At 43.5% G+C, this 8,972-nt stretch carries 6 protein-coding genes and 1 pseudogene; 3 read left to right on the forward strand and 4 right to left on the reverse strand.

Annotated features, from left to right (window positions below; translation table 11 throughout):
• Positions 1–593: 593 nt before the first annotated feature.
• Positions 594–770: a hypothetical protein gene (locus ACJAZP_RS19270; RefSeq protein WP_415232369.1), complete on the reverse strand. Its 177-nt coding sequence runs from the start codon at positions 768–770 to the stop codon at positions 594–596.
• Between the two features lie 202 nt (positions 771–972).
• On the opposite strand from ACJAZP_RS19270, the pseudogene ACJAZP_RS19275 reads away from it, so the two are divergent.
• Positions 973–1,107: pseudogene (locus ACJAZP_RS19275) on the forward strand (ISAs1 family transposase); the annotation flags it as partial.
• A gap of 62 nt (positions 1,108–1,169) precedes the next feature.
• Here the strand turns inward: ACJAZP_RS19275 and ACJAZP_RS19280 are convergent.
• Positions 1,170–2,354, reverse strand: a complete 1,185-nt coding sequence (locus tag ACJAZP_RS19280; RefSeq protein WP_415232370.1) for a pectin acetylesterase-family hydrolase — start codon at positions 2,352–2,354, stop codon at positions 1,170–1,172.
• 997 nt (positions 2,355–3,351) lie between these two features.
• The gene (locus ACJAZP_RS19285) at positions 3,352–3,654 is read right to left on the reverse strand and encodes a S8 family serine peptidase (RefSeq protein ID WP_415232374.1); all 303 of its coding nucleotides are present in this window, start codon (positions 3,652–3,654) and stop codon (positions 3,352–3,354) included.
• Positions 3,655–3,796: 142 nt separating this feature from the next.
• Here ACJAZP_RS19285 and ACJAZP_RS19290 point away from each other — a divergent pair, with 142 nt between their 5' ends.
• Positions 3,797–4,411, forward strand: a complete 615-nt coding sequence (locus ACJAZP_RS19290; RefSeq protein ID WP_415232371.1) for a response regulator — start codon at positions 3,797–3,799, stop codon at positions 4,409–4,411.
• 210 nt (positions 4,412–4,621) lie between these two features.
• Here ACJAZP_RS19290 and ACJAZP_RS19295 read toward each other — a convergent pair whose 3' ends face one another.
• Entirely contained in the window at positions 4,622–6,385 is a 1,764-nt protein-coding gene (locus ACJAZP_RS19295) for an ATP-binding protein (RefSeq protein WP_415232372.1), read from the reverse strand.
• A gap of 379 nt (positions 6,386–6,764) precedes the next feature.
• Here ACJAZP_RS19295 and ACJAZP_RS19300 point away from each other — a divergent pair.
• Positions 6,765–8,972: efflux RND transporter permease subunit (locus tag ACJAZP_RS19300; RefSeq protein ID WP_415232373.1), on the forward strand; the 2,208-nt coding region annotated here is incomplete at its 3' end.

The raw sequence follows: 8,972 nt of genomic DNA on the forward strand, positions 1-8,972 counted from the left end.
AGCTGAAAGATGACCAACTGATTGATTGTTGGTGCAGGTTTGAGTTGAATGAAATTACGATTTTGGTAAAGCAAATAAGACTCGATAAAAAAAATTCCAAAGTCGACTACTTTACGTACATAAATTACCACTGTTTCTTACAGCAATGAATGAGCATCGTCTAGTGTGCTGATGCTAGGCTTCCCAGTCGAAATATTGTTACATTACTTTTGACCTTGGAAGAACTCGCAAAAGCGGAAATTCGCTCATAAGAGACGAACGAAATATTCTTTTGGTCATGACAGGTGGAGTGTTTTTTACCTTCCATCCAAGTTTAAATCGCCCGACTTGCCGTTTCGTTAGATCTGCCATGCTCAGTTAAAAATATTCATTCGAACTTATACTTTCAGTACGATAAATAATGAACTTGGCGGCATAAGCTCATAGAACCCAACCTGGATAATTATTTTAATCCTGTCTTTGGTAAAACTGCCGTGCATCATTAATCTGTTCGCATAAGGTCACTAGTTCGTCCAAGACACGAGTGGTCATACGATGCACTTTGTCGGCATTGGGGCGAAAAATAAAACCGTTTTAGCTGCAGGTACATGGGGCTATTGTTGCCAATTAAGGCTATCGGAATTGCCACTTGTGCTTTTGCTTGGTTGGATCACCACTTGCGGTAAGGTCACTAATACTTGTTCTAACCCCACTGCAGGGTAATCGTCTTTGGCATCGGCAAAGGGATTAACACCACCACACAGGGTTATCTGTTGTTGAGGCCAAGCCATTTGTGCCAACGTTCGAATGGGCCGTGACCATAACTCATAGAATACTTTAATATTTACTTGGCTTGCATAGCGCTATTTTATATCAGCAAGTTTAGTTAAGTATTGCTCAGCAATTTGCTCGCTTGTTCTGTTCTTCCTGTGATCTCACCTAACAAGAGCAATTCTGCAGCAACGTCTTCTGAGGTTTTGGCATTCAGATCAAAACATGGCAATATTGCGGCATATATCGTTAAACCTACTTAAGTCGGAAACTGAAAATAAAGTAGGTATTAAAATTAAGCGAGAGATGGCAGGTTGGGACAGTGTTTATCTGTTAAAAGTGTTGCAATTATTTTAATGCGATTACCCTGCCAATCCTCGCGGGTTTAGATACCCGCGGGGATCCATCCAAGAATAGGATTATCGAGACAGTGGTTGCGAAACATCTTCGACAATATCTATCCAGAACGGTCTCTTCGAAATAAAGTCGTCGGTCCATTCGTTGAGTAGTACACCATTGGCATCCTGGCTATAGAACAGCGGGGATTGCAGCGCCGTGTGTGAAATGTCGCCATTTACGATGAAGCGTTTGTAACGATTCGGGTGAGCTTCGTTCAGAATACCATGTTCAGTAACAATGAGCTCCCTAAAGCCCAAAGGATCTGCAAGAAGATCCATGAAAAAGCGGTTAGTAAGATCCATGTCAGTTTCGTAGAATGCTTCTCGAATTGTAGAGTCGTTGTCGAGGCGCCACATTATGAGAGGCGTGGTCTGTCCCATGTCATCGCAATCGCTACAGCTCACGGGATAAAACTGTCCAATTTGCCAATCTGCAGCTCGTGCGGCAATATCATCTGTAGCGTTCAGGTTGACCGTCACTGGCCCGGCATCGTTAAAGACAGTAAGATGAGTCTGGTTTCCATAGAGCATTCTCACCAGAAACGGCGCAAATCCGGTTGCCCCTACGCCACCAGCACTGGAACCTGCAACTGTGATCTTGCTGGCATTCGGGAATGTGGCTTTAGCCATGTCCATACCAGCTGTTTGATTACGCAAACCGCGGTGAAAGCGGACCACAGCACTCGGCGCTCCAATCGCCGCCCCAAAGGCGGGGTCGAATACGTCGTTGTCACCCGAGAAAACCGACCCGTCACAGTAAGGCATGTACACCACAGAGTAATCAGCAAACGGGTTATCTTTGGAATCAAAATCCCAGATTCCAACATCGGGTGCAGGCGGTTCCTGGGCCTCAGAAAGCACATTACAGTTGTAGAAGTCTTGCCAACAAGCACCACCACCTTGCTCGAATATAAGTAGCTTGGAAGGAATTCCTGTTCTTGTGAATACAGAGTATGGGGTGCCTGCGATACAGATAGGCCCGTTACCGCCATCGGGGTCGAAGGTGTGTTTGGTCCACCCATCACCCACGTCTGTGGAGGATACAGGGGTATACTGACCAATATATTTATCCACTCCAGAATCATGCAGCTCCTCCATGGCTTGTGGATTTAGCCCCCGTGGGGCCTTGCTTTTTGGGGCGCTGTCAACACTCCCGGTTAGCACCGTTAAAGCGGCGCACAACATTACATTGATTATTAGTTTCATCTATTTATCCTTAATGAGTAAGAGCGTTGCCGAAATACATCATATTTAGGCTAGTACATATCATCGGGAAGTAAAGATCCGGTGAGTAACGAAAGCCGTTCCGTGGTGTAACTTCAGAAAAATTACCAGATCATATATGGCTTGGTAAAACTGTATTTCTGCGGATTAAACCTGCGGTGGGCAATGACTGTAGTAGATAGATGCTAGTCAATAGATTAAAGCAAAAGCGATGCATCACAGAGCGCTACACAGTGAAAAGATAAAAGTCAGATTGAGTATAGTTAAAATGAAACGTCATTTTTCATAAAAATACTTGATGCCTCATATTTTTCATATTTACCTCTTTTTTATATTCTTTAGGGAGTTAAACTCGGCTATTTTTCGCTTACTACTCAACCGTTTTTACATAATTCAGAATTCAAAACAAGCACCGCCCACTGTTGTGCAAACCAGTTTTGATATTGTTTTTGTTTATGACGATGAACTGCTTTTATTCAAACAGACTTATCTGAGGCGGCGCTCTACTTTTTGGGGTAATAATTCGAGGATTCGTCATTTAAGTGACTGGGTATATTTGCTAATGCCCCAGCTATTACCAATAGCTGTAAGTGCACCCGCGAAGAAAGTCGGTTTAGGACGCGAGTTGAGGGATTGATTAAGAGTATTGTGAAGCAAGCAACTTGACCCCTTTCCTTTCAGCCACCGAAATCCCCATAGCTCCCAAACATAGACGTTACCCCCGCGGTTTCCTCTATGACAGATTATCCGTCGCCTGTATGCAGGCAATGTGTTGAGAGCCATTTGTTTGAATGATAGGCAACTGAAAATCTATATCGAAGGAGCCGTTCACGGTTAGATGGAGACTGACTCAAGCGCGCGATCTGCCGTTAGTCAATAACGACGCCTTCTATTACAAATTTACTGAGTTATCGGTAAGACAAAGGATTGGAGTTGAACTACAGTTTTTGTTCTAATTACAAACTTTCTTCAATCAACGTCACTGACCCCATCGATTCGTGTTTCCCACCGTAATAGCATTGGGAACACGTGCCGGGTTATAGTCACAGGCGTATGGGCTTTTTCCTTTGGGGGAAAGTCCATTATTACCCCCCGAAGTGACAACGGATATTCCGGCATCAATCACTGCGTTGACTGCTAAATCCGTACTTTTGGAACCCGAGTTTCCTAAGCTCATATTTACTACTGCTGGACTCTGGTAGTTGAGACGCACCCAGTCGAAAGCGGAAAGGGTATCACCCGACGAACCTGTTCTACCACAGCCAAATAGGGCGATGTATATTTAGTAGAAGTAGATTGCTAAGGCAATCATCCTATGGTCTTATTTTACATGTACGAGTTAATTGAAACGCTCATAATACGATAAATAAACAGTCAGCCAAGTCTTGGTAAATATGATGGGAAAATAGGAGATGTGGCATTAAATGAAAATAATAATAATAGACGACCATGCATTGTTTCGCGACGGTTTAAAATATGTACTTGATACGTTAGATAATGATATTTGTATATTTGAAGCCTGTAACAGTGATGCTTCGATTCAAGTACTCAAAGAACACCCTGATATTGATCTTGTGTTGGTGGATCTCAATATGCCAGGAAAGACGGGGTTTGCAGTGTTGGAAAATTGCCGCAATCTCTATCCAACCATGCCCGTTGTGGTTGTTTCTGGGTCCAGCCAGCAACAAGATATTCAACAAGCGATGGATATGGGGGCCATGGGTTATATTAAAAAAGATATGACTAGCAAGACAATGATAAACATTTTGCAAGTCATATTATCTGGCGAACTTTATTTCCCCCAACTTAAAGTAAACGAGATAAGGCCACAGTTCACGCCACGTCAAATGCAGGTGCTTAAACAAATGTTAGAGGGTCTTTCAAACAAAGTGATTGCCGCCAATATGGATATCGCTGAATCCACGATTAAAATGCATGTGACAGCGATCTTAAAAAAGCTAGCGGTTACGAATAGAACCCAAGCGGTAATTGTGGCCAAAGAGCGAGGTATGACTTTATTTAATCCGAGCTCTGGATAAGCCAAACCGTCTAGCACCGCTATTATCAAAGCTATCTTCGTTGAACTTGCACACAATCGCTGGCTATTGCTTCACAAGCTCGCCTCGACAAACGCCATAATGGCAGCACTGTATGTATTTATTGGCTTAGTCAATCAATTATAACTACCTAACATACTGTTTTCGTTATAATCATTTTAGGGTGGCGGCACGTCTTATCCATATTTCAGGTTACCTAGTCATTTCTTCGGTTTTTTGCACACTACGCAAAAATGCACGAAGTTTGGCTGCAGGAACGGGCTTATGTAACACTTGCCAATGCCCAGTGTTCATTTTTTTAATGCGTTTTTGGTCTGTGTCGCCTGTTACTATCAGCGCTGGAATATCTTGCTGATATTTGGTTTGTAGCGCTTTAATGACGTCTATACCAGTGACGTTTTCGGCTAAGCGAAAGTCAGTAATCAACACATCAGGCTGGCGGCCAATTTGATCGAGTTGCGCCAGTAACGCTTCAGGAGAAGCAGCTGCAACCACCTCATAATCCCACATTTGTAATAACTGCAAAATGCCTTCACGAATAGTTTCTTCATCGTCCACTATTGCAATTAGCAAACAATCACTGCGCTGAGTTAATGAGGTTTCTTTTGATAACGGCTGCTCTTCATTAACCTCAGTTGCACTCTGTTTGAGTTTAATAGAAAAAGTCGAACCCAGACCTAGCTCCGATATCACTGCTATCTCATGTCCGAGTAATTTAGCGGTTCTGTCAACAATCGCTAAGCCTAATCCTAAGCCTTTTTTTCTGTCCCTTTGTGCATTACCCGATTGATGGAATTCAGTGAAAATATTCTGTAACTCCTCCTGATGAATACCAATACCTGTATCATGCACACTGATAACCACTGCCTCACCTATTGGTTCACACGTCACTGTGATAATGCCTTTATCGGTATAACGAATGGCATTTTCTAAATAATTTCGCAGTATTTGTTCCAACAAGTCAGCATCACTGGTGACGCTGTATGTCTTAGTTGGCCATTTTATTAGCAGCCCTTTTTGTAAGGCTTGCATATCAAAAGCATTGGCTAATTTTTCAAACAATGGCTGCATAGGAAAGCTCATTTTGTTGGCTGCAACGGCACCCGCATCTAATTTTGAGATATCCAGTAAAGCATCAAATAGGCTTTTTAATGCATCAACAGACATATTGATTTGCTCAACAATTTTTCGTGTTTTGGGATCTCTGGTCGATTCATCTAACACCGAGGTAAACAAACTTAAAGAATATAAAGGCTGGCGTAAATCATGACTGGCGGCAGCAAGAAATTTGGACTTTGCATTGTTGGCATGTTCCGCCTCACTTCTTTGCTCTTTTAATTGTTCAATAAGTTCCATGTTTTCAAAGCGAAGTTCTAATGATCGTCTAAAATTCCGATTTATTTTCATGTTAAATAACGTTAATGCAATTAGGAAAACCACTGTAATAAACGCTAAGGCTATATGCTGCTGAGTGCCCATCGTGAGCAATTTGATGGTGATGGGTAGCAGCGTCAAAGGCGAATACACAAAATAGGTTGGCATGTAGATACTTAAGGTAAACGTCGAGCCACCCGTCATCGCCATAAATGCAAACACCAATAAGGCTTGATATTCCAACTGTGTTTCAGAAAACAGCAAAAGCCCACCCAAGCCCCAAATCAAGCCAGCGGTAGCGCTGCCAATAATAAGAAATAGTCTGAAAGACCTTAGTTTTTGAGGATCAAACTTATGCTTGTAAATGCAATAAAAACCGCCGCGAACGATGATCATCAGCAGCATTAGTCCTGTCCACAAATAAATAGAGGAGTTGGGTACAACGCCCCAAAATATTGCAGAGAGGGATATGCAAACGAGTAAGTTGATTAACAGTAAAGAGACCATTGACTGGAACAGCAAGGTGACCTGTTCATGCAGAATTTTACTATCCAAAGTTTCATTTTCAGCAATTGAATTCATGATAGCTGCTTACTTTCAATGACGTGGGGCATAAGCAATCCTAATTTTTGATGGCAAGTACTAAACGTTAACGTGATGGTCTCATACCGATATTTAAGCGTCACCGGATTTATTACAAACCCAGACTAAAGTCGGTGTCTCTACTAGACCTTTGCTGTATATCAGCCTGAATGGGTTTCGCCTACATTAATGCTGCAGAAAATTAATAAATTAGAAAATTAACAGGACGGCCATGTTAATTCTTGCATTTTAATACGATGGCTCTTAGTAGCTTGTATTAAATACTTGTACTGCAAGACCATAAAATATTACAGCAGATAGCTTAAGGCGCTAATTAAGAGCTTTTTTGCTTGGCTAAATGGAATAAAGGAATGCGAGCATGACAAATATTCAGGCAATAACGCCACTTAAAGAGCGTTATTTTGATTTTGTGACACAACATCCTAAGTGGCTGTTTATTGCCTCACTGTTGCTGATTGTCACTATGGGAGTCGGGCTTAAAAACGTCAGGAAAGATGCTTCTGTAGATGCCTTTGTGCCCATCGATCACCCTGCGGCTTTAGCACGAAACCGTGCGGGGGAGCTTTTTGGCTTGGAGGATCCCATAATAGTAGGCATAGTGGCTGACGATGGTCGGTCGGCGTTTACGCCTGAGATGATTGATGCCTTAAAACGCATACAAAAAGAAGTGCGTGGGTTAGACAATGTTAAGAAAAATGCCTTAATCAGTATTTTGACTGAAAGTGCTATTAGCGGCGATGACGGTGACCTAATTGTTGAGCCTATTGTGGCTAAAGGAAATTTAAGCCAGCAGGTTGCTACACAAGCCTTGGCAAGAGTGCGCAGTATGCCGATGATGGATGGCTTGCTGGCATCAAAAAGCGGTGACACCTTAACCTTGATTGTGCCCGTTAATGACGCCGACCACGCTACCGAAACCTACCGTGAAGTATTGGCTATTGCCGCCGCTCACACCCCAGAAAATGCGCAGGTTCATGTGTCAGGTGTTGCATCCATGAATGGGCGCTTGGGGCAAATGGTAAATCAAGATACCCGTATATTTATTCCCATAGCGGTTATTACGGTGCTGTTGGTTATTTTTATCGCTTTGCGGGATTGGCGAGGTTTGCCTGGGCCACTACTTATCATTGGGGGATCTGTAGCTATAACAGTGGGTTTAATGGGTTGGTTGGATGCACGTTATTACTTAATTACCACTGCATTGCCGGTGATTATCATGGCCATAGCCATTGCCGATAGTTTACATATTTCGACGATTTTCCTCGATAAGTGTCGATTGGCGCCCCATAAAAGCAGACATGAAAACGTGCGTGATACCTTGATCCATACGTATCTGCCGATTACGCTTACCACCGTTACCACCGTTGCCGGTTTTACGGGGCTTGCTATTGGTTCGTCGATGCAACCGATTGTTGAATTTGGTTGGTTTGCTGCGGTGGGAGTGATTGCCGCGTGGATCTTAAGCATGAGTGCGCTACCTGCGGTTATTCTGCTAACAAAATTGGGAGCACGGCCCCAATCTCAAGTGGTTGAGAACAGCTCAGTTAACAGCGTTATTTATCGGCTTACCCAAAATGCCTTTAATCACCCCTGGATAACTTCAAGCGGCCTCATCTTAGTACTCACTATTTTCGCGTACTTTGCGACCCAGGCTAGTTTTGATTATGAACGCCAGCGTTATTTTCAGGCGGACGAAAAGGTGCGTATCGCAGATGTCACCTTAAATCAGCGCTTGCAGGGCTTGAACTTCCTAGATGTGGTTGTTTCAGGCAAAAAGGCAGGGGACTTAATGACACCTACTGCTATGCGCGCTGTTGCTGACTTGCAGCTACAGTTAAATAGCCAGCCGCTCGTGGTGAAAAGTACTTCTATAACTGACTACATGGGGTTAATGCACAGGGTGTTAACAGATGCGCCTCAGGGAGAGCTACCGAGTACTAAAAATGCACCGGCGCAATATATGTTTTTGTATGAAGCGGCGGGAGACCCTGGGGATTTCAATGAAGAAATTGATTTTAGTTATCAGCACTTACTTATCCGTACTCAGCTCAGTACCGACCGCTTTAGTGCGGTCACCCCGATCGTGGCTAAATTTGAGGAAATCACCCAATATTGGTCACAAGAAACCGGGCTTGAAGCAAGCGTGAGTGGCCGAGTGGCGGTTAATACTGGATGGATGGCATTACTTGAAGTCTCACATTTTACCGGCCTTGGTTTAGCGGTATTGTTTGTCTTCTTTGCATCGGCATTCGCTTTTCGCTCATTTTGGACTGCGCTACTTAGTTTGGTGCCGATCCTCACCGGCGTGCTCTTTACCTACGCTGTCATGGGCTTATTGAAGATCGATATCGCCCCAGCCACATCAATGATCGCCGCGATATCCACAGGGCTAGGCGTCGACTTTGCTATTCATCTTATTTCAGGTATACGGCAAGGTTTACAAAAAGGCTTAACCCCTCGAGCGGCGTTTAGTGGGCACTACATCATCATAGCTAGAGCATGTGTATTTTCAGGGCTTGCGCTGGCCGCAGGGTTAGCGGTGATGTTGTTTAGCTCCACTCCTCCA

The organism is Psychromonas sp., from assembly GCF_047632955.1.
Lineage (GTDB): Bacteria > Pseudomonadota > Gammaproteobacteria > Enterobacterales > Psychromonadaceae > Psychromonas.